At 69.0% G+C, this 18,500-nt stretch carries 16 protein-coding genes; 9 read left to right on the forward strand and 7 right to left on the reverse strand.

All coding sequences use genetic code 11. The features are described from left to right. Window positions 1–3,768 (reverse strand): tetratricopeptide repeat protein (locus CM1CMNOD_RS01510; protein WP_131773805.1); only part of this gene is annotated, 3,768 nt, incomplete at its 3' end. Window positions 3,769–3,957: 189 nt separating this feature from the next. Here CM1CMNOD_RS01510 and CM1CMNOD_RS01515 point away from each other — a divergent pair. The 3 genes from CM1CMNOD_RS01515 (at window position 3,958) to CM1CMNOD_RS22105 (ending at window position 6,590) form a co-directional block, all read left to right on the forward strand. Next, window positions 3,958–4,920, forward strand: coding sequence for a nucleotide-binding protein (locus CM1CMNOD_RS01515; protein WP_050803283.1), 963 nt, complete (start codon window positions 3,958–3,960; stop codon window positions 4,918–4,920). Between the two features lie 547 nt (window positions 4,921–5,467). Next, window positions 5,468–6,055 carry a TM2 domain-containing protein gene (locus tag CM1CMNOD_RS01520; protein WP_013871929.1) on the forward strand — a complete coding sequence of 196 codons (588 nt, stop codon included), beginning with the start codon at window positions 5,468–5,470 and terminating at the stop codon, window positions 6,053–6,055. A 184-nt stretch (window positions 6,056–6,239) separates the two neighbouring features. Next, a complete protein-coding gene (locus CM1CMNOD_RS22105; RefSeq protein WP_043604453.1) occupies window positions 6,240–6,590 on the forward strand; it encodes a DUF2752 domain-containing protein in 351 nt (116 codons plus the stop codon). Window positions 6,591–6,740: 150 nt separating this feature from the next. Here CM1CMNOD_RS22105 and CM1CMNOD_RS01530 read toward each other — a convergent pair whose 3' ends face one another. Next, the gene (locus tag CM1CMNOD_RS01530) at window positions 6,741–7,844 is read right to left on the reverse strand and encodes a questin oxidase family protein (protein ID WP_013871931.1); all 1,104 of its coding nucleotides are present in this window, start codon (window positions 7,842–7,844) and stop codon (window positions 6,741–6,743) included. Between the two features lie 230 nt (window positions 7,845–8,074). On the opposite strand from CM1CMNOD_RS01530, the gene CM1CMNOD_RS01535 reads away from it, so the two are divergent. Then, entirely contained in the window at window positions 8,075–8,527 is a 453-nt protein-coding gene (locus CM1CMNOD_RS01535; protein ID WP_013871932.1) for a MarR family winged helix-turn-helix transcriptional regulator, read from the forward strand. 63 nt (window positions 8,528–8,590) lie between these two features. On the opposite strand, the gene CM1CMNOD_RS01540 is transcribed toward CM1CMNOD_RS01535, so the two are convergent. Then, a complete protein-coding gene (locus tag CM1CMNOD_RS01540; protein WP_013871933.1) occupies window positions 8,591–9,955 on the reverse strand; it encodes an MFS transporter in 1,365 nt (454 codons plus the stop codon). Between the two features lie 255 nt (window positions 9,956–10,210). On the opposite strand from CM1CMNOD_RS01540, the gene CM1CMNOD_RS01545 reads away from it, so the two are divergent. After that, window positions 10,211–10,606: a ribbon-helix-helix domain-containing protein gene (locus CM1CMNOD_RS01545; RefSeq protein ID WP_202797658.1), complete on the forward strand. Its 396-nt coding sequence runs from the start codon at window positions 10,211–10,213 to the stop codon at window positions 10,604–10,606. Beyond that, a complete protein-coding gene (locus tag CM1CMNOD_RS01550; RefSeq protein WP_013871935.1) occupies window positions 10,603–11,037 on the forward strand; it encodes a PIN domain-containing protein in 435 nt (144 codons plus the stop codon). Before CM1CMNOD_RS01545 ends, CM1CMNOD_RS01550 begins: the two co-directional genes overlap by 4 nt. A gap of 112 nt (window positions 11,038–11,149) precedes the next feature. Here CM1CMNOD_RS01550 and CM1CMNOD_RS01555 read toward each other — a convergent pair whose 3' ends face one another. Beyond that, window positions 11,150–11,557: a YccF domain-containing protein gene (locus CM1CMNOD_RS01555; protein ID WP_013871936.1), complete on the reverse strand. Its 408-nt coding sequence runs from the start codon at window positions 11,555–11,557 to the stop codon at window positions 11,150–11,152. Window positions 11,558–11,648: 91 nt separating this feature from the next. Here CM1CMNOD_RS01555 and CM1CMNOD_RS01560 point away from each other — a divergent pair, with 91 nt between their 5' ends. Continuing rightward, entirely contained in the window at window positions 11,649–12,830 is a 1,182-nt protein-coding gene (locus CM1CMNOD_RS01560) for an epoxide hydrolase family protein (protein WP_013871937.1), read from the forward strand. A 14-nt stretch (window positions 12,831–12,844) separates the two neighbouring features. On the opposite strand, the gene CM1CMNOD_RS01565 is transcribed toward CM1CMNOD_RS01560, so the two are convergent. The 3 genes from CM1CMNOD_RS01565 to CM1CMNOD_RS01575 all read right to left on the reverse strand — a co-directional run bounded on the left by CM1CMNOD_RS01565 (window position 12,845) and on the right by CM1CMNOD_RS01575 (window position 15,681). Further along, entirely contained in the window at window positions 12,845–13,048 is a 204-nt protein-coding gene (locus tag CM1CMNOD_RS01565; protein ID WP_277602666.1) for a type II toxin-antitoxin system RelE family toxin, read from the reverse strand. Between the two features lie 87 nt (window positions 13,049–13,135). Further along, on the reverse strand, window positions 13,136–13,387 hold the full coding sequence (locus tag CM1CMNOD_RS01570; RefSeq protein WP_237702944.1) for a type II toxin-antitoxin system CcdA family antitoxin: 252 nt from the start codon (window positions 13,385–13,387) through the stop codon (window positions 13,136–13,138). 80 nt (window positions 13,388–13,467) lie between these two features. Further along, window positions 13,468–15,681 (reverse strand): protein kinase domain-containing protein, encoded by a 2,214-nt coding sequence (locus CM1CMNOD_RS01575; protein ID WP_013871940.1) that lies wholly within the window; start codon window positions 15,679–15,681, stop codon window positions 13,468–13,470. Between the two features lie 549 nt (window positions 15,682–16,230). Here CM1CMNOD_RS01575 and CM1CMNOD_RS24250 point away from each other — a divergent pair. Beyond that, window positions 16,231–16,422, forward strand: coding sequence for a putative leader peptide (locus CM1CMNOD_RS24250; RefSeq protein ID WP_420848660.1), 192 nt, complete (start codon window positions 16,231–16,233; stop codon window positions 16,420–16,422). 289 nt (window positions 16,423–16,711) lie between these two features. After that, complete coding sequence (locus CM1CMNOD_RS01580; RefSeq protein ID WP_013871941.1) at window positions 16,712–18,343, forward strand: ABC transporter substrate-binding protein; 1,632 nt, start codon at window positions 16,712–16,714, stop codon at window positions 18,341–18,343. The last annotated feature ends 157 nt before the right edge of the window (window positions 18,344–18,500 follow it).

Below are 18,500 nucleotides of genomic sequence, written 5' to 3' on the forward strand. Positions count from 1 at the left end.
CAGTAGGCGGCCGACCGCATCGTACACGGTGCGGGCCACCCGGTAGAAGAAGCTGGCGAAGACGTGATCGCCGGCGCCGAGGTCGACGATGACGTCGTTGATGCTGAACGGCACCGGGACGATGGGCAGGGCCAGACGCTGCTCGAGATGGTTCGAGATGCTGGTCTTGCCGGTCCGTTTCTGCCCGTAGATCACAATGCTCTTGGTGCCGGTGTGCTGGATCGCCTCGGCCAGTTCGGTGATGAGGCTGTCCCGGCCGAAGAGCATGTCGGGATTCTTCACCGGCGCCCCGGCGCTGTACGGGTTGGCGAATCCCTCGAAGTCGTCCTTCGAGTAGAGCTGAAGCCCGTGCAGGGTCTCGTCGGAGACGACCTCGTGACCGGTACGGGTCACAAAGGACACCCGGGTACGCAGGGTGACCACGTGTTCGGACCGCGCGGCCGGCGCGACGACTATCGGAATGGTCAGCGACACTGATTCGCCCGCGCCGAGCGCCTCCGTGACGGAGAAGTGCCGCTGTTGCGCGGTGTACGCGTCCGGGCTGGGCAGCAGTTCCAGCCGCACCCGGCTCGCCGGGCTGTGACCGGGCCGGTTCGTCACCGCGAGCTGCACGCTGATCGCGCCGTCGTCCCGCAGGGACACGTTGTCGACGATGAGCTGGGTGTCGAGCTCGTTCGGTTCCGCCGCGATCTCCACCTCGGTGAAGTGAGCGTGTACGGCGTCCCGCAACCGGAGGAAGTACGGGCGCAGGCCGCCGATCGTCAGCTGGGTCCGGTTCTCCTCGGCCAGCTGGACGAGCTGCCGGCAGCTGTCGTCGATTTTTTTGGCGAGACGTTCCTGTTCGAGATACTTCTGTTGCGAGGTGTACTCGCGCACGATGTTCAGCAGGTCCGCCGCGTCACGCAGCAGCCGGTTCTCGAGCGCGGTCGGGTTACTCTGCTGGATGCGGTCCAGGGTGCTCTTCTGCTCGCTGAGCGTGCTCAGGTCACCGGCCTGCGCGTGGAGAAAGTGGAAGTTCTGGTCGGTCTCCTCGGAGCGCCGTTTCAGTACGTCGATCGCCGCCTGCCAGGCATTGACGAGGTCCTCCTCGTCGCGCCCGGTCTGCGGGACCTCGATACCGATGTCCTCGCGCAGCCCGTCGAGAACCTGCGTACGTAACGTCTTCGTGTAGGCGGCGGCGTTGACGACCATCTTCTGCAGATCGACGCTTCTCGCCGTCACCGGCAGCAGCGACACCAGCAGCTGCCGCCTGGACGTGCGGAGCGCGGATTCGAGCGCCTCCCGCAGCGGTGCCGGGTCGAGCACATCACCCTGGCTGCTCGCGTAGAACGTCATCAGGAACTGGCGCAGCTTCACCCCGAGCAGGTCGGCCTCCCATTTCGGGCTGACCGTCAACGCCTCCTGATAATAGGTACGGATAGCCTCGAAGGGCTTGTGGTCCGCGGCCATGGCGTCGCCCATCGCCGCGCTGTAGAACCGCAGGTTGTTCCGGATCCGTGAGGAGTCGTCGGAGCCGATGTCGATAAGAATCCGGGCCGCCGAAAGATTGGCGCCGGCCCGGGCGTGGGCGCGGGCGTCCTTGGCCCGCCAGCGGGCGAAGTTCTCGATGCGGTTGACGTCGCGCAGCTCGAACTGTTTCGTCGACTTCTTCGCGGCGTCCACCAAATCGTACTCGCACCGGTCGAGGTCGAAACTGAGCACCGGGCTGAAGCTGTCGTCCCGTACGTCGGCGAAACGGGCCTTGACCATGGCGTCGACCTCGCTGTACACGCCGGTCTTGCGCGCCTGGACCAGCGTGTCGAGCAGGTGTTTGGCCGAGGCGTCGTCCGGAGCGATCTTCAGGCTCCGCTCGAGTGTCGTCTCGGCCTCGTCGTACCGGCGGTCCCGGGCGTAGACGGTGGCCAGCCGGTTGAGCAGGGGCGGGTGGTTCTGCCTCGGCGTACGGCCGAGCATGGCGGTCAGCCGTTCGACGGCCTGCTCGATGTTGCCCGAATGCGCGGCGATGTCCGCCACGATGTTGTCGAACTGCGTGCGGTTGGCGACCTCGTGCCGGGACTCGTAGTCACGCAGCACGATCAGCGCCTCATCGGAACGGCGAAGCTGGTGCAGCAGGGAGGCGAGGTTCTTGGCGGCACTCTCCGCACGGTTGTCGGCGTCGATCGCCTGGCGGTAGAAACGTTCCGCGGCCGTGTAGTCACGGTGCAGCAGCTTGGCGCGTTCGGCGAGCGCGAACGGGGTGTTACCGACCGGCACCGCCGAGCGTCGGCTCTCCGCTACCCACTCCTCCTCGAGCCGTTTCGCGGTGACGTTGCCCGGGTCGAGGTCGATTGCCCGCCGGATCAGGTTGATCGCCTGGCCGTGCTGCCCGTTCCGGGCGAGCTCGCTGGCCTGCTCCTGCAGGCGTCTGGCGTCCCGGACGTTCTGCGGCACCGCGACCGGCGCCTTCCGCTGCGCCCACCCGGATGCCGCGCTGGCGCGGCGCCGGCCGGCCCCGCGCGGGACGAGCACCGGCTGCGCGGCCTCGGCCGGGATGCCGGCGAGCGCTTCCGCGGCGGCGCGGTCGCGCTCGGCGGGAACCGCGGCGACGGCCATGCGACGTTGCAGGTCCGGCTCCACCGGGATGGACGCCTCGACGACGACGTAGCCCACTCCGTTCGCGAGCGAGCCGTCCGTGCCCCGCCCCGCTTCGACCACGGTGTCGACGACATGACGGAGCAGACCGAAGGCCTTGCCGCTGACGACGAGTTTCAGCAGCACCAGCCATGCCTGTGGATCGTCGGCCGGTGGTGTGTGCGTGAGATACGCGGCCAGTGAATGCCGGGCGGCGGCCTTGTCACCGGTCAGCAGATGATAGGCGGCGAGGTCGCACAGGGCCGGCTCATATCCGAGTTCGACCGCTTCCGCGAATGCCTCGCCGCACCCCGCGACATCTTCCCGCTCATACCGCAGAGCACCGAGCAGCGCATGCCCTTCGGCCAGGTAGGGATGGTCGACGAGGAGGCTGCGGATACCGGCGACGCAGTCGTCCACACGTTCGTACAGGTTGTTTCTCGTGGCGTAGTCGTAACGGCTGCGGGCCTGGTCCCAGCGCTTTCGCACATGGTTCACCAGAACGGTTTCGAGGTCGTAGTAGAGCTTCAGGTCCGGCAGCAACTGGAAGTCCGGGGCGGCGGGAACGAGCTGCGCGTCCTGCACGTCCGGCGCGAGCTTGGTGTGCCGCTCCCGCAGTACCTCGAGATGAGCCACGGGGAGATGGGCCACGGGCAGCTCGATGCCCGGCGGTCCGACGCGCGGCGGCTCGGCGGTGGGTACCAGCCCCAGCGGCGCCGTAGCGGCGGACGGCCCCTTCGGCGCTGTGCCCGGTGGGGCCGTTACCCCGGACGCCGGCGGTTCCGCCGGTACCGTCGGGCCCGGTGCCGTCACCGACGGTGCGGCGGGCGCGGTCGGTGACGGAAGCAGAGTGGGTAGCGACGCCGGAGGCGGTGGGCCAGGCGTCAACGCGGCCGGACGAGCCCCAGCGGGTGCCTGTGTTACCGGTGCCGCGCCATTGGCCGTGCTCTCGGAACTCCCAGTGGAGCAGCCCGGCGTGTAGTCGATCTTCTCGATCGTCTCGGCCAGGATGAGCGATTCACGCTGGTCGACCATGAGAACGAGACAGTCGTCGTCCTCGACGGCGAGAAGCTCACCGGTTTCGGTTTCACCGCTGCGCAGTTTGACCGTGAGTACCGTTCCGAGCGGTACCCGCCGCCGAATGATCGAAAGCTTCACAGCTACCCCCCGGACATCATGTCAGTCGTCCGGGGGACGCATCTCGGCGCCCCCGACGCCATAGCTGTGCCGATGCGTAGGCGGGCCGAGTGTAGCATCGGTCTACGGCCCGGTGACCGGCCGATAGAGGCCTGGGACGGGCGCAGCCCTTCGGCGGACGGAGGGGTCGAGGAAGGGGCGGCGGGGACTTTGCCTTACCACATCCGTGTCCGCCTTGGGCCCGGCCCCGGTGACGAGATAACGCAACTCGACCTCGACGACCGGGAACTTGAGGAACGTGTCCTGGCGCCCTACCGGGCAGGCCGTCCGATCTTCCTGGCCGGCCGAAGTATTTCCCCGGAAACGATCGGCAAGCTCCGTATCAACCGCACGGATCTACCAGCGAAAAAACTGCTCTCGCTGGTACACGCCGACCCCGTCCGCAGACCCGACGCGGGAACAGCGGCGGAGGACGTCGTGGCACGGTGGGGGCGGGACGTGACCGATGAAATGATCGCCCAGCCGGCGGCGGTCGCAACCATCCCTGCGGTCGCGACCGCCGCGACCGTCGCAATCCCGGCCGGTGCCGGTGGGCCGGATGTGCGGAACGTCCCGGATCCGCGAAACGTCTTTGTCGTGCACGGCCGCGACACCGGGGCGCGGGATGCGATGTTCGCCTTTCTCCGGGCGGTGGGCCTGCGTCCGATCGAATGGAACGAAGCCGTGCGGGCGACGGGCCACCCGACTCCGTATATTGGCGAGATCCTCACCACGGCATTCGCGTCGGCGCAGGCGATCGTGGTGCTGCTGACCCCCGATGACGACGCCCGCCTCGCCCCGGCATTCTGGCGCCCGGACGATCCTCCCCATGAAAGGGCGTACACCGGGCAGCCGCGCGCGAACGTCCTGTTCGAGGCCGGCATGGCAATGGCTGTGGACGCGCGGCGCACCGTCCTCGTCGAAGTGGGGAGGGTACGGCCGTTCAGCGACATCGCCGGCCGGCTCGTCCTGCACTTGAACAACAGCGGCCAGCGCCGCCAGGAGTTGGCTCAGCGGCTGGCCGCGGCCGGCTGCCCGATCGATCTCGGTGGTATCGACTGGCATTCCGCCGGGAATTTCGAGGCAACCGTCGCGCACGGGCCGTCGGCCGCGGGCACCGTCCCCGTGACCTGAACTCCGGTGACCCGGACCGGACGCGGAACATCAGCCGCGGGCGGGCCGGTGAAAAAGCCGTACGGCCGCGATTGCTCGACCGCGTTCTCTCCCGGTGGTGGTTCAGAACGCCGGACCGGTGGTACCGGCGATGGCCCATGATCGCATTGGTATAGTCCGCATACTGACGTTTCGCCCGGCTCCACTGGCGGTTTCGCTCAGTCAGGAATGCCGTTTGTACGGGGGGTGGGCTTTGCTCGACGATCATCTGACGTCGGCCAGCGTGACCAGTCCGGCGGTCGTGCGTCTTCAGTTGTCCTTCCGTTGGTCGAATCGGGGTTGTGTGGGATCTCCGCAAGGGGTACTGCGGGTGGAAAAACTTTCCGTGTCATCGTCGGTGTTTCCGCCGTCCGGCCGGAATTGTTTTGATCGACATCTCTGGCGGTAGTGCAAAAAATACGGAGGGAAATTCCGCTCCGCTGACATTCCACGATCCAGTGGTCGGCCCGGCACGTACATCGGACCCAGTTGCCCAGCACGGGTGAACGCTGATTCCTTGGGGAACTTGATGACTACACCTGAACAACCGGCTGGCCAGTCGCCGGATGATCCGAACCAGCCCGGCGCGGGCGTTCCTGGCTACCCGCCGGGCCCCGGGTATCCGCCGCCCCCTGGCTACCAGACCGGTCCCGAGTATCCGCAGGCTGGTTATCAGGCCGGTACCGGGTATCCTCCGCCCGGCTACCAGGGTGGTCCCGAGTACCCGCAGGGATCCGGCTACCCGCAGGGATCCGGCTACCCGCAGGGATCCGGCTACCCCCAGGGTCCTGGCTACCAGGCCGGTGCTGGTTATCCACCGGCGCCCGGCTATCCCATCCCGCAGGGTTACGGACAGGGGCCATACGATCCGGCGGCCCCGTTTGGGCGCCATCCGGTGACCGGAGAGCCATACTCGGACAAGCAGAAGCTGGTTGCCGGACTGCTTCAGATCTTCCTGGGTGGTTTCGGGGCCGGGCGATGGTATCTGGGCGATACCGGTATCGCACTCGCCCAGTTGTTCACCTGCGGTGGTCTCGGAATCTGGGCGCTGATTGATGGGATCATGATTCTCACCGGTAACGTCCGTGACAGTCAGGGCCGTCTGCTCCGTGACTAGTACGGCGGCCATGTGTCTGCGTCGGATTTTCCGGAGGCTCGGTGGCCCGGATACCGCCGGGACGGCATCCGGGCCACCGGAATCATCTCCCCTGGGCTGGGTCGACGCCGGCGTGTACCGCGCGGGGAGCCGTGCGATCACGATCGGCGGTTGGCGACGGCTGATACTCGGCGCGTCGGTATGCGTGCTGGGCGTCGGCTATCTTGCCGTTGCCGACCCGCACGATCCCGATGTGCTCATGCCGATATGCCCGACAAAACTTGTCACGGGATTCGACTGCCCGGCGTGCGGAGGTCTTCGTCTGGTTCATGACCTGCTGCACGGCCAGCTGCGGGCCGCGGCTCATGACAACCTCTTCATGCTGCTCTGCAGCCCGGTGCTGGTGTATCTGATCTGGCGGCAGGCGCGCGCGATCGGCCGGGGAGAACATACGCGCGTTCCCGGTTCGCTCGCTTATGGCCTGGCCGGCGCCGCGCTCGTCTGGACGGTTGTGCGCAACCTGCCTGGATGGCCCCTGACCCCGATATCCACCTGACCGGAGACATCCCATGCCTCTCAACATGTCGGACCCATCGCCAGCCTCTGGTCATCGAGCTGAGGGCCACCCCGAGAGCAGGGAGGCTGTTGACGCGCGTACACGGATGGATCTGGACACAGATCTGTCCCGCCGATCCCATACGTGTATTCATGAGGGTTTTCCACGGCGGGGGATGCGCTGCTGGACGGCGAGGGCGGCCGCCGGGTAGCGGGGGTCGGGGCGCAGCAGGTGCTCGCGCAGACAGGCGTCGGTGAACTTGATGACGTGCTCGTCGCCGTGCTCGACGGCCGCCGCGATCAGGTCGTCGAAGCCGGGTACCTCGGTCTCGGCGGCCCGCGCCCGGATGTCATCCTCGTCGTGGCTGTCCCCGGCGAAGAGGAACAGCAGCGCGGTGTGTGTCTGCCACATCGCGGTCAGCGTCGGCTCGTGCAGGCCGGCGGGCAGATACGGCAGGACGAGGCGCAGGGCCGCGGGCGCGGTCACACCGTGGACGAGCGGGACGGGCGTGTACCTGGTCTGCGCCAGGCACAGGCCGGCGAACTGCGCCGTCATCGTGCTGAGCAGCACCTGGACGTGGTCGGCGCGCAGGGCTTGGAGGGTATCGGTGTAGCCGGGCTGGTCCAACAGGCTGCTCAGCCCGTCCCGCAGCAGAGCGGCCGGTGGCGTCGCAGGGTTGATCGGAGCGCGTGGAGCGGCGGCGACGGCCTCCGCGACGGTGCGCTGCCCGCCCAGGCTGGCCTGCCCGGGCAGGGTGGTGAACCGGGCGGCCCAGTAGGCGAGCCCGCGGGCGAGTTCGGTGATCTGCTGGGGGCTGGGGCTGCTGGTCGCCGCGACGCTGCGCACGGCGTGGGCGGTGCGGATCGGCCCGTGGGTCAGCCGGGAGAACAGGCCGGGCAGCAGGCGCGGCCACCATCGGACGAGCACGTCCCGCCACGGGGCGTCGGCCAGCTCGCGGCGGAACAGCGCCTCCCAGTCCCCGACCCGGTCGAAGGCGCCGAGCGCCGGCCGCCAGGAGGATTCCTCGGCCGGGTCGATGGCGAACCGCGGGCCGGGCGGGTCGTTGTGCGCGATGGCGTTGCGGTAGCCCGTCACCCAGGCGGGGATCGCCTCCGGATGGCCGAGCGCCGCCAGCGCCTCGGCGCCCATCGGGCCGTGATTGGCGAGATCCTGTCGTCCCGCCCGCTCGTACCCGAGATCGTCGAGACGGTCGAGTGCGTCGGTGACCGCGTCGCTGTAGGTGATCGATGTCATGCCCTCACATCCCTTCCGGGCAGACAGTTCAGATCAATTTGTGTCAGCGAATATTTTGGATACACAAACTTTACTAAGATTGTAGCGTGCTGTACGACCAGCAGGTGAGCGCGACCGCGCCCGGGCGGGCAGAACCAGCATCATCACCGGCCTCGGCACCGGCACGTCCGACCGAGCCGCAGCCAGGGGGAGCACAGCCGCCAGAAGGCGAGCCGTCACCAACGGGAGCGGTGTCTCCGACGGAGCAGGATCTCGAGGTCCTGCTGTACGTGCCGTTGCTGTCGGCCTACTTCCAGCGCGCTCGCTCGGAGATGCCGCCCGCGCTCCAGGAGATCTTCAGCAGGCATCGGCTCACCGCCCGCCACGGCGCGGTCCTCAGCCAGTTGCTGACCGGGCATCAGCTCAGCGTCACCGAGCTGGCGGGGCGGCTGGGTGTGACGCTGTCGACCGCCAGTGAACTCGTCGGCAACCTCAGCGACGCCGGCCTTGTCGACCGTCAGGAGGACCCGACCAACCGTCGCCGCACCCTGGTCTCCCTCCGTGAGGAGCACCGGCCGGTCGTTATGTCGTTCATCACCATCCGCGCGGCACCGCTCCTGCGTGCCGTAGCCGGCCTCTCTCCCCGCGACCGCGCCGGCTTCGTTGCAGGCCTGGCCGCCTGGAGCCGTGAGGCGCAGCCCTGAGTTCCGAGACGGGACAACGGAACAACAGCTGTCCTCATGAGGAGCCGACCCTCATGGCCGGCCTCATGAAGGAAGCGGATCCACGGACGTCTGTTTGTGGATGTGGCTGGCGGTGGCCGCCTCGGCGTCGGCAATCGCCTGCTGGGCGTCGTATCTGAGCAGGGCCGGGGCGATGGCGGTGGCGACCAGGACTCCGCCGACGCAGACCAGGCCGCCGCTGACGACGGAGAAGGCCGGTGACACCAGGGCGGCGGCGCTGCCCGCTTCCAGGTCACCGAGCCGGGGGCCGCCGGCGACGACGACGAGGAAGACTCCCTGTAGCCGGCCGCGCATCTCGTCCGGGGTGGCGACGTTGAGGATCGAGGTCCGGAAGATCGCGCTGACCATGTCCGCCATGCCGGCCAGCGCCAGCAGCGGCACGGCGATGACGATGCTGTGGGTGAGCCCGAACCCGGCGATCGCGCCGCCCCAGACAACGATCGCCACCACCACCGCCCGGCCCTGGCGGTTGACCCGGCCGAGCGGGCCGGACAGGCTGGCACCGAGCAGTGCCCCCGCCGCGACCGCCGAGTACAGGACGCTGGCCGTGGTGGCCCCGCCGCCGAACTGGGTCCGGGCCAGCTCGGGGAACAGCGCCCGCGGCATCCCGAAGATCATGGCGATGATGTCCACGGCGAAGGTCATGAGCACGACCGGCTGCCCGGCGAGGAACGTGAGTCCCTCTCTGACGCTCGCCGTCCCGGCCCGCCGCCCGCCGCCCTGCGGCGGCATCGGTGGGAGCCGGGCCAGGCCGTACAACGCCGCGGTGAAGGTGGCCAGGTCCAGCGCGTAGGCCAGGACGTAGCCGCCGGCGGCCACGCTCACTCCGGCGATGAGCGGGCCAGCGGTCAGCGCGGTGTTCCAGCCGATCTGCTGGAGGGCGGTGGCCGCGGGCAATTCCCGCAGCGGCACCAGGTTCGGGATCATCGCCCGCCGTGCCGGCCCGTTGACCGAGACCAGCGCGGACTGCACCGCGATCAGGCAGAACAGCGGCCAGATGGCGCCCGAGCCCGCGTTGGTGGCGTCGACGACAAGCGCGAACAGCAGCAGCCCGGCCGACACCGCGGCCAGTCCGCCGGAGGTGAGCAGGGCGAGGCGCCGCCGGTCGACCGCGTCGGCGATCGCGCCGCCGAGCAGCCCACAGGTGATCAGCGGGACCAGCGCGACCAGGCTGGCCAGCCCAACCTGGAAGGACGAGCCGGTGATGTCGTAGACCTGCAGCGGGACCGCGGTGGCAGTGATCTGAGCGCCGAGCGCGGAGATCGTGTCACCGGCCCAGATACGCCGGTAGGCTGGATAGGCCCGCAGCGGGGAGACGTCTACCAGCAGTTTCCGTGTGACGAAACGTAACGTGAGCCGAGGTCCGCGGGCTGGCTTACCCGCTCTCACCCGGTCTCCTCACCATCGGCTGCTCTCTGCCGTCGTTCCAACCCGCCGGCTGGGGTGGCACCCGCGGACGAAGGGTCCAGCGAAGGGTCCAGACAACGCCGCGGAGGGCCGTCCCGAACAGGTTCCGGACCGAGCCCGCGGCAGCCGTACCGGGCCGACCGACTGCCCGGAGAAATCTACCGTCGAACCGTCGTCACGGGCCACCAACCGGCTTCCGGGAGGTGCATGTCATCGCCTGGGAGGGGACGGAGAGCTGTGGGCCTGTCTCACTCATCGTCGATGGGCCATCGGCGCATGTGGTGGCGGCGCAGCCACACGGTTCCACGTCCATGGCCGGCGCGGGACATGATCGTAAACTGCGCCGCCTGCGGGTGGTGGTGCCATAGCCATATGGTTTTGAAGAAGACGACCGTCATGGTCGACGAGGAATATCTACAGATCATCAAGGAGGCGGCGGCTCGCGAAGGACGGCCCGAATCGGAGTATTTCCGAGAGGCGTTCCGTATCGCCGCGCTGCGCGCCCGTCGGTGGTCGGATGACTGGGATATCCCGGTCCTCGACTTCGGTGGCCCGGTCACCGAGGATGACGTCCGTACCGCGGTCGACGAAGCGGTCACCGAGAACGGCGGTCCGGCCGGCAATGCCGCATGATCGTTGTTGGCGACACCTCCGGCCTCGTGGCTGCCTTCAGCATCGGTAATCCGGAGCACCGGGCGGCTCGTGCGGCGTTGCGGGAAGCTTCCGTGACCGTGGTTTCCCCACTGGTGTTCGCCGAAGTCGAGCATATCGTCACCCGCAACATCGACCGCAGGACGGCCTATGCGGTCAATGGCTGGTTGTTGCGGCAGGAAGACAGTATGCGCATCCTGGTTCCCGAACTGGCGGCCGACGCTCTTCGCAGAGCTCGCGTGGTCCAGCATCGGTACGCCGGCCTGAACCTGGACATAGCGGACGCGGTGAACGTGGTGCTCGCTGAGCGATACGAGACCGACAGTGTTCCCACGCTCGACCGGCGGGATTTTCGTGCGATACGTCCGCTCAGCAACCACAAGGCGTTCCGTCTCCTGCCGGATGACCTGTGACCTGCTGAGCCGCAGGTCATCCGTCTGGCGGGAAGATCACATGCGGCTCGTGTCCCGTGGTCGCGGCACGCCGCTACCTTACTGATCGGCGTCGGCGTCGGCGTCGGCGTCGTCAGCGGAAGGCGAGGCGGTCGGGGCCGTAGGGGTCGTCGACGCGGACGATCTCCCGCCCCAGCGGCAGCAGCGAGATCGGGATCAGCTTGAAGTTCGCGAGCCCCAGCGGGATGCCGATGATCGTCAGGCACAGCAGCAGGCCGGTCGTCAGATGACCGAGCGCCAGCCACCAGCCAGCGAACACGATCCACAGCAGGTTGCCGAGCAGCGACGGCGCGCCCGCGTCACGGCGGTCGACCACCCGGCGGCCGAACGGCCACAGGGCGAAGCTGGCGATGCGCAGCGAGGCGATCCCGAACGGGATGGTAATGATCAGAATGAAGCAGATCAGTGCGGCGACGGCGTAGCCCAGTGCCATCCAGAACCCACACAGCACCAGCCATATCAGGTTCAATATCAAACGCATACGTCCCATCCTCCTCCTTGAATCCGGGACCACACGATCGAGTAGCGGACATTTTTGGTGCGGACGGACCGACGAAGGGACTGGAAATCTCATGGCCGAGGCGACCTCGTACCGTGTCGAGATCCCGGAGATCGACCTGGACGACCTGCGCGACCGGCTCCGCCGGACCCGCTGGCCCGACCGCGAGACCGTCTCCGACTGGTCCCAGGGCACCCCGTCGGAGTACCTGCGCGAACTGTGCTCCTACTGGGAGCGGGAGTACGACTGGCGGGCGCTCGAACGCAGGCTGAACGCTTTCAGCCAGCTCAAGGTGAACGTCGGCGGGCTGGGCGTGCACGTGCTGCACGTGACCTCGCCGCATCCCGGCGCGGTGCCGCTGGTGATGACGCACGGCTGGCCCGGGTCGGTCGTGGAGTTCCTGAACGTCATCGGGCCGCTGACCGATCCGGTCGCGCACGGCGGTTCGGCCGCCGACGCGTTCCACCTCGTCCTGCCGTCCCTGCCGGGATACGGGTTCAGCGACAAGCCGACCGGCACCGGCTGGGGGGTGCCGCGGATCGCCGACGCGTGGGCGGAACTGATGACCGCGCTCGGCTACGACCAGTATGCGGTGCAGGGCGGCGACTGGGGTGCGAGGGTGTCGACGGAACTGGCCATCCGCCATCCGGACGCCGTGCTCGGCCTGCACCTGACCCTGCCGCTGGTGGACGTCCGCGCGGCCACGGCCGAGCTGGGGGAACTCGACGAGCGGGACACCGCGTCGCTCGCCACGCACCGGCGCTTCCGGTGGGAGGAAGCGGGCTACTCGACCCAGCAGTCCACCCGGCCGCAGACCGTGGGGTACGGCCTGGTGGACTCCCCGGCCGCGCTCGCCGGCTGGATCGTGGAGAAGTTCCACGGCTGGACGGACTGTGACGGCCATCCGGAGAAGATCCTCACTCGGGACCAGTTACTCGACAACGTGATGATGTACTGGCTACCGGCGGCCGGCGCGTCGGCGGCCCGGTTGTACTGGGAGAGTTTCCGCAGCCGCCCGCAGGGGGTGGTGACCGTACCTACCGGATGTTCGCTCTTTCCGCGGGAGCTGTTCCGGCTGTCCCGCCGCCTGGTCGAGACCCGTTTCCGGGACCTTCGCTACTGGAGCGAGCCGGACCGCGGCGGCCACTTCGCCGCCTTCGAACAACCAGCCCTCTTCGTCGACGAACTCCGCGCCTTCTTCCGCCTGCTACCGCCGCGGGTGGCTCGTGACGATGTACCTGACGGGCCGCGGTGAGCGCTGGCCAACGTTCAGGTGTGGTAAGCGTCCCTGCGATGGCGGATCGCGGTGACCTCGACGACATGCTTGGTGCCGTCGATGAGGTAGATGACCCGATAGGGCCCGCGTCGTGCCGACCACAGTGGCGCGAGCGGCGGGTCAAGGGGCTTGCCGACCCGGTGCGGGGCGTCGAGCAGAGGTCCGGTGACGAACCCGTGGGCGGCGAACGCTGCCACGATCGCGTCGGTGGCAGTGATGGTTCCAGCGCGTCCGGTTGCGTTGCCCCGCCAGGGCGGACAGGCCACCGGTGTCCAGGATCAGGGTCATGCCGTGCGTGCTGTCGGGGCGGCGGGCCGAATCCGATCGGCCCACTCGCGGGCTGCGGCGGCCTCGTGAGCTGGGACGGGTCCGAGTTCGGCGTCCAGTTCGCTGAGGTAGGCGTCCAGTTCGGCGATCTTGGCGCGTCGGTCCAGTTCCTCGGCCAGTGCCGCTGTGGCGAGGCGGGAGATGTTCAGGCCGGCGGCCCGGGCGGAGTCCATCAGCTCATCGGAGACGGTGATGTTCACTCTTGCCATGCGCATAATATTCACACTCGGCATGGGGTGCTGAGTGGTTGCCCTGTGGTCTGTCCTGACAATGGATCACCTCGACGGCACTAATAAACGGTGACTCGGCCGCCGGAGGTGCCGGCGGTGAAGATGGCCAGGCAGCGGCCGCTTGAGTTGGCGACGAGCCACAGGTGGTTGACGTAGGTGTTGCTCGAATAGGCGTTGCCCGCGGTGAGGGCCGGGGCGTAGGCCACTCGGGAGCCGTCGAAGTCGAGCCAGTAGATCTGTACGGTTTCCGGGCTCTGGTTGCTGAACGTGGCCAGGACGCCGTCCGTGGTGCGGGCGGAGACCAGGCGTCCCTCGTCCGCGCACGAGTACCGGGTCAGGCTCCCGGCGAAGCTGAACGTGTGGGCGGCCGGTGGCTGAGCGGCTGGTGGCTGAGCGGCCGGCGCCGGTGGTGGCACGTTGGTGCCCGCTCTGGGTGCCGCCGCAGGTACGGGTCGGGCGGCTGCTGGCCCACCGCCCGTAACGGCCGGCTGTCCGCCGCCTGCCAGCGCCTCCGGTGCGGTCGCCGCCGCGGGGGCCTGCGTGGACGTGTTGGTGGACGTGGTAGCTGACAGGTCCGGCGGTGGGCTGGTGGCCGTCGACGCGGGGTGCGCGATGGGCGACGCCGTGGCTTCGAGCCGTGCGTCGCCGGCTGCCGCGGCCTGTTCGGCGGGCCCGTTCGCGGCCGCGGCCAGGCCGATGACGGTCGCGACAACAACGGCGGCGAGCACGGCGGCCCCGACCGCCAGCGGGGCCCCGCGCCGGCTCCAGATCCGGGTCCGCGACGTCGCCGGCGGTGCCGTGACGGGTCCGTGCGCCACCGGCTGGGCGGTGACCGTTTCGTCCTGCGTCAGGACCGTTTCGTCCTGTACGGTGACCGGTTCGGCTCGGACAGTGCTGGCTTCAGCATGTGCGGCGACAGATCCAGCTCGGATCGTGACAGCTTCGGCCTGGATGCCGGCCGCGTCGACCGTGCCGGCCGCGTCGACCGGTGACCTGACGTCACCGGGGCCGAGGCGTGAGTGGGGCCCGTCGTCCGTTTCAGATGCCGGCACGGAAGCAGAAGGCGTGGACGTGGAAGGTGCGGCGGAGCTGGCGGGACTTCCCCCGACCGTCGCTGGCGCTGGTACGGACGCGGGGGATGATGCGGCAGGCCCGGCGGGATCCCCGCCAGCCGTTGCGGGCACGGGCGCTGGCGCGGGGGCGAGCCCGGGCACCGGGCCGAATGCGGATGCGGGTGCAGGCGCGGCCGGGGTCGCTGGCGTGGCAGCCGCGATACCCCCCGCGGTCCCGCGCTTCTGATCGTCCCCGGGTACGGGAACGGCCGCCGAGGCCGCGGCTACGGATACCGCCGCGGGCGACTGACCGGCGTTGGACGGCCGGCCCGTGCCGGTGGCTGCCGCGTGGGTGCGCAGCATGTCGGCCACCGGTGGTGGCAGCCAGCCCGGGCCGGGCCGCAGGAGGGTCGTTTCCTGATCCTGACCGGTGAGCCGGGCCAGCACGTCCGTCAGGGCCGGCCGGGTTGCGGGATCCTTCGCCAGGCAGGCGGTGACGAGCTCGCGCAGGTCGCCGTCGATGCCGTCGAGGGCCGGCTCGCTGTGGACCAGCCGGTAGACCAGCGCCGGAGTGGGGCCGGTCCCGAACGGCTCCCGGCCGGTCACGGCGAAGGCGATGAGCGCGCCGAGGGCGAACACGTCGCACGGTGGGCCGATCTCACCGCCGGTGATCTGTTCGGGTGCCATGAAGCCGGGTGAGCCCAGCACACCACCGGTCAGGGTGAGCCCGGTGGCGTCGGCCGCGCGGGAGATCCCGAAGTCGATGACCCGCGGGCCGTCGGTGGCCAGCAGCACGTTCGACGGTTTGAGGTCCCGGTGGACGAGCCCGGCCCGGTGCACGGCGGCGAGCGCTTCGGCGAGGCCGGCGGCGAGCGTGCGCACCGACTCCTGGGGGAGCGGGCCCGTCCGGCGGATGGTCTCGGCGAGGGACAGCCCGGGCACGTAGGCGGTGGCAAGCCAGGGGCGCTCGGCCGTCGGGTCGGCGTCGATGACCGCGGCCGTGTACGCGCCGCTGACAGCCCGAGCGGCCTGCACCTCGTGGCCGAACCTGTCCCGGAACTGCGGGTCGTCGGCGAGTTCGGGTCGGACGACCTTCACCGCCACGGCGCGGCCGGCCGGTGAGCGACCCAGGTAGACGCGGCCCATTCCGCCGGCACCCAACCGTCCAACCAGCTTGTACGGGCCGACCTGGGCAGGATCGTCCGACCTCAGTGGCTGCATGGCTGGACTCCCACCCGGACCATGATCTGACGAATCCCCCCATGACCGGCGATCCGCCTCGTCCACTACAAGTAGCTGCCCACGGTCTCATGGCCGGGCGCCGTAACGGCCCGACAGTCCAGTCCCCGACAGCCCGTTCTCCGACGGCCCGTTCTCCGACAGAACTTGCGTCACACCACGTTGTTACATGGCGCCACGTTGCGATTTTCGGACGATCGCTGTCAGTGTTCCGGAAGAGGCCGCAGCGAAGGCGCGGCGGGCCGTCGGTACTGGTCGGGTGGAGTCGGCGCCGGCCCGTTTCGTCGGGCCTGCCGCTGCCGAGCCGGACTGGGCACGGGCCCGGTGGATCCTGGACCAGATGATCGAAGAGTCCGGTGGGCTGGGCGATACCGCGCGTGACCGGGCACGGCCGGTTCGGTCAGGCGATTTTTCACCTTGTCGGTCGACATTGACGGGTGATCTGTGGGCGAGTAGCTTCTGGCCCCGAACGTCGGCGTCAAGTTCTGGCTCGCTGGCCGGCAGCATTGTCCGCGGTCGGGCGCTCCAGATATGAGCCTGGCGCGACGAAGCGGTCGTGTGGGCGCGTGCGTGGTTGTAGGAGGAACCAGCGTGCAGCAGTCGCATGGCCGTGTCTGCGCTGTTTCGCCCTGCTGTGTCACCCCGGCGACGTTCTCACGTCGGCATATCGATCTGCAGCGGGTGACGAGCTGTCTGTGTCGTAGCCACCAGCGCCTGAGCTGATACCAGCTCCGCTCACCGTCGGCCGCGGATGGCCGTGTCCGGCGCTTCCGTGGCATCACTGTGTTGCCGAGCGTGACTCGGGGTGCGTCCTCACCGTCATATGCCGGCTCATGCCCCTGCCCGTGGTGATCCCGACGTTGTGTGGGTCGGCGTCAGGTGTCCGTCATGCCACGCATTGTTCTGCTCGTCGTTTGCCCGGTGGCTTTGCCATGGTCCCCGGGATTTCAGGGATGCGGGCATACGGCCCCGCCGGTTGCCTCCCTCGGCTCCCTCGCAGGAAAGGACTGTTGTGAATAGATCATCCCGGTCTGGGCCCGCCCGGTGGGCGGTGGTTGTTGCCGCTTTCGCCGCGGCCGCGACGCTGGTGGGCGCCTGCGGCTCCTCCGATGACGACGAGCCCGCCAGCGGCTCGAGCGCCGGCGCGCCCCGCCCGGGGGGCACGCTGACCTTCGCGGTGGGCTCGGACGCGGGATGTGTGGACCCGCAGCAGGCGGGCAGCAACGACACGGTCTACTCGCTGCGGCAGATCGTCGACTCGCTGACCGACCAGGATCCCCGGACGGGCGAGATCGTGCCGTGGCTGGCGGAACGCTGGGAGATCAGCCCGGACGCGAGGACGTTCACCTTCCACCTGCGGCCCGGCGCGACGTTCAGCGACGGGACACCGGTGAACGCGCGGTCGGTCAAGGACAACTTCGACGCGATACCGAAGCTGGGCGCGCTGGCCGTCCTGGGGACGGGCTACCTCAGCGGTTACGAGGGCACCACGGTGGTCGACGATCTTACCGCCGCGGTCGCGTTCAAACAGTCGAACGCCCAGTTCCTGCAGGCCACGTCGACGTTCTCGCTGGGGCTGGTGTCGGGGGCGAGCATCGCCAAAACCCCGCAGCAGCGGTGCGGTGAGGGCGTGATCGGGTCGGGCCCGTTCGTGCTGTCGAAGTACGAACCGGCCCAGGCGATCACGCTGACGAAGCGCACCGGCTACAACTGGGGCTCGTCCCTGTGGACGAAGAAGGGCGAGGCGTACCTGGACACGCTCGCGTTCAAGGTGGTCCCGGAGGCGGGCGTGCGCAGCGCCAGCCTGACCTCCGGCCAGGTCGACGCGATCGGCAGCGTGAGCCGCGCCGACGAGGCGGCGCTGCGGGGCGGCGGCGCCAACCTGCAGGCACGGGCCAACCCGGGGGTGGTGTTCAACCTGGGGCTGAACAACTCCAGGCCGATCCTGCAGGATCAGAAGGTGCGGCAGGCCATCCTGTTCGCCATCGACCGCAAGCAGATCGCCGACACGGTGTTCCCGACCGGCACCCAGCCGGCGACGAGCATCCTGGCGCACACGACCCCCAGCTACAAGGACCTCGGCTCGGACCTGCGCTTCGACGCCGCCCAGGCCAGATCGCTGCTGGACGCAGCCGGCTGGGTGCCCGGCGCCGACGGGATCCGGCGGAAGGACGGCGTCCCGCTGCGCCTGACGGTGAGCTGGTTCGCCAACGCGGCCACCAACAAGTCGACGCTGGAGCTGATCCAGCAGCAGCTGAAGGCGGTCGGTGCCGACATCGTGCTGAAGGAGCTGCAGATCGCGCAGGCGGCCCAGCTCCAGCGGTCGGGTGACTTCGACGTGCTGTGGGGCAACCTGACCCGCGCCGACCCCGACATCCTGCGCACCCTGTACTCCACGCAGCTGGCGAACGCGTACCGGCTGCCGCCGACCCAGCTCGACAGCGTCCTCACCGCCCAGGCGGCCGAGCCGGATCCGGCCAAGCGGCGGGACCTGGTGGCCCAGGCCCAGCAGCTGATCGTGCAGAACGCCTACGTCATCCCGGTCGTGGAGCTGCAGACCGAGCTGGGCGTGTCGAAGAACGTCCACAACCTGGACTTCGAGGCGTCCAGCCGGATTCAGCTGCACGACACCTGGAAGAGCTGACCGGCACCAGCCGGTGGCTGGACGGCAATCTGACCTACTGGAACAGGCTGGGCGGGGTCCCGGCCCTCGCGCGAGAGATGGTGCGCGAGGGCCAGGACACCCGCGGGCCGTAAGGCATGAGGGCCGGGACACCGGCGTCGATCGAGAGGAGGGCAGC

The organism is Protofrankia symbiont of Coriaria myrtifolia (assembly GCF_900634755.1).
Classification (GTDB): Bacteria; Actinomycetota; Actinomycetes; order Frankiales; family Frankiaceae; genus Protofrankia; species Protofrankia coriariae.

Coding starts and splice junctions, on each gene's coding strand:
- CM1CMNOD_RS01520 (WP_013871929.1), top strand. CDS start 5,468: ATGACTACACCTGAACAACCGGCTGGCCAGTCGCCGGATGATCCGAAC.
- CM1CMNOD_RS01530 (WP_013871931.1), bottom strand. CDS start 7,844: ATGACATCGATCACCTACAGCGACGCGGTCACCGACGCACTCGACCGT.
- CM1CMNOD_RS01550 (WP_013871935.1), top strand. CDS start 10,603: ATGATCGTTGTTGGCGACACCTCCGGCCTCGTGGCTGCCTTCAGCATC.
- CM1CMNOD_RS01555 (WP_013871936.1), bottom strand. CDS start 11,557: ATGCGTTTGATATTGAACCTGATATGGCTGGTGCTGTGTGGGTTCTGG.
- CM1CMNOD_RS01560 (WP_013871937.1), top strand. CDS start 11,649: ATGGCCGAGGCGACCTCGTACCGTGTCGAGATCCCGGAGATCGACCTG.
- CM1CMNOD_RS01570 (WP_237702944.1), bottom strand. CDS start 13,387: ATGGCAAGAGTGAACATCACCGTCTCCGATGAGCTGATGGACTCCGCC.
- CM1CMNOD_RS01575 (WP_013871940.1), bottom strand. CDS start 15,681: ATGCAGCCACTGAGGTCGGACGATCCTGCCCAGGTCGGCCCGTACAAG.
- CM1CMNOD_RS24250 (WP_420848660.1), top strand. CDS start 16,231: ATGAGCCTGGCGCGACGAAGCGGTCGTGTGGGCGCGTGCGTGGTTGTA.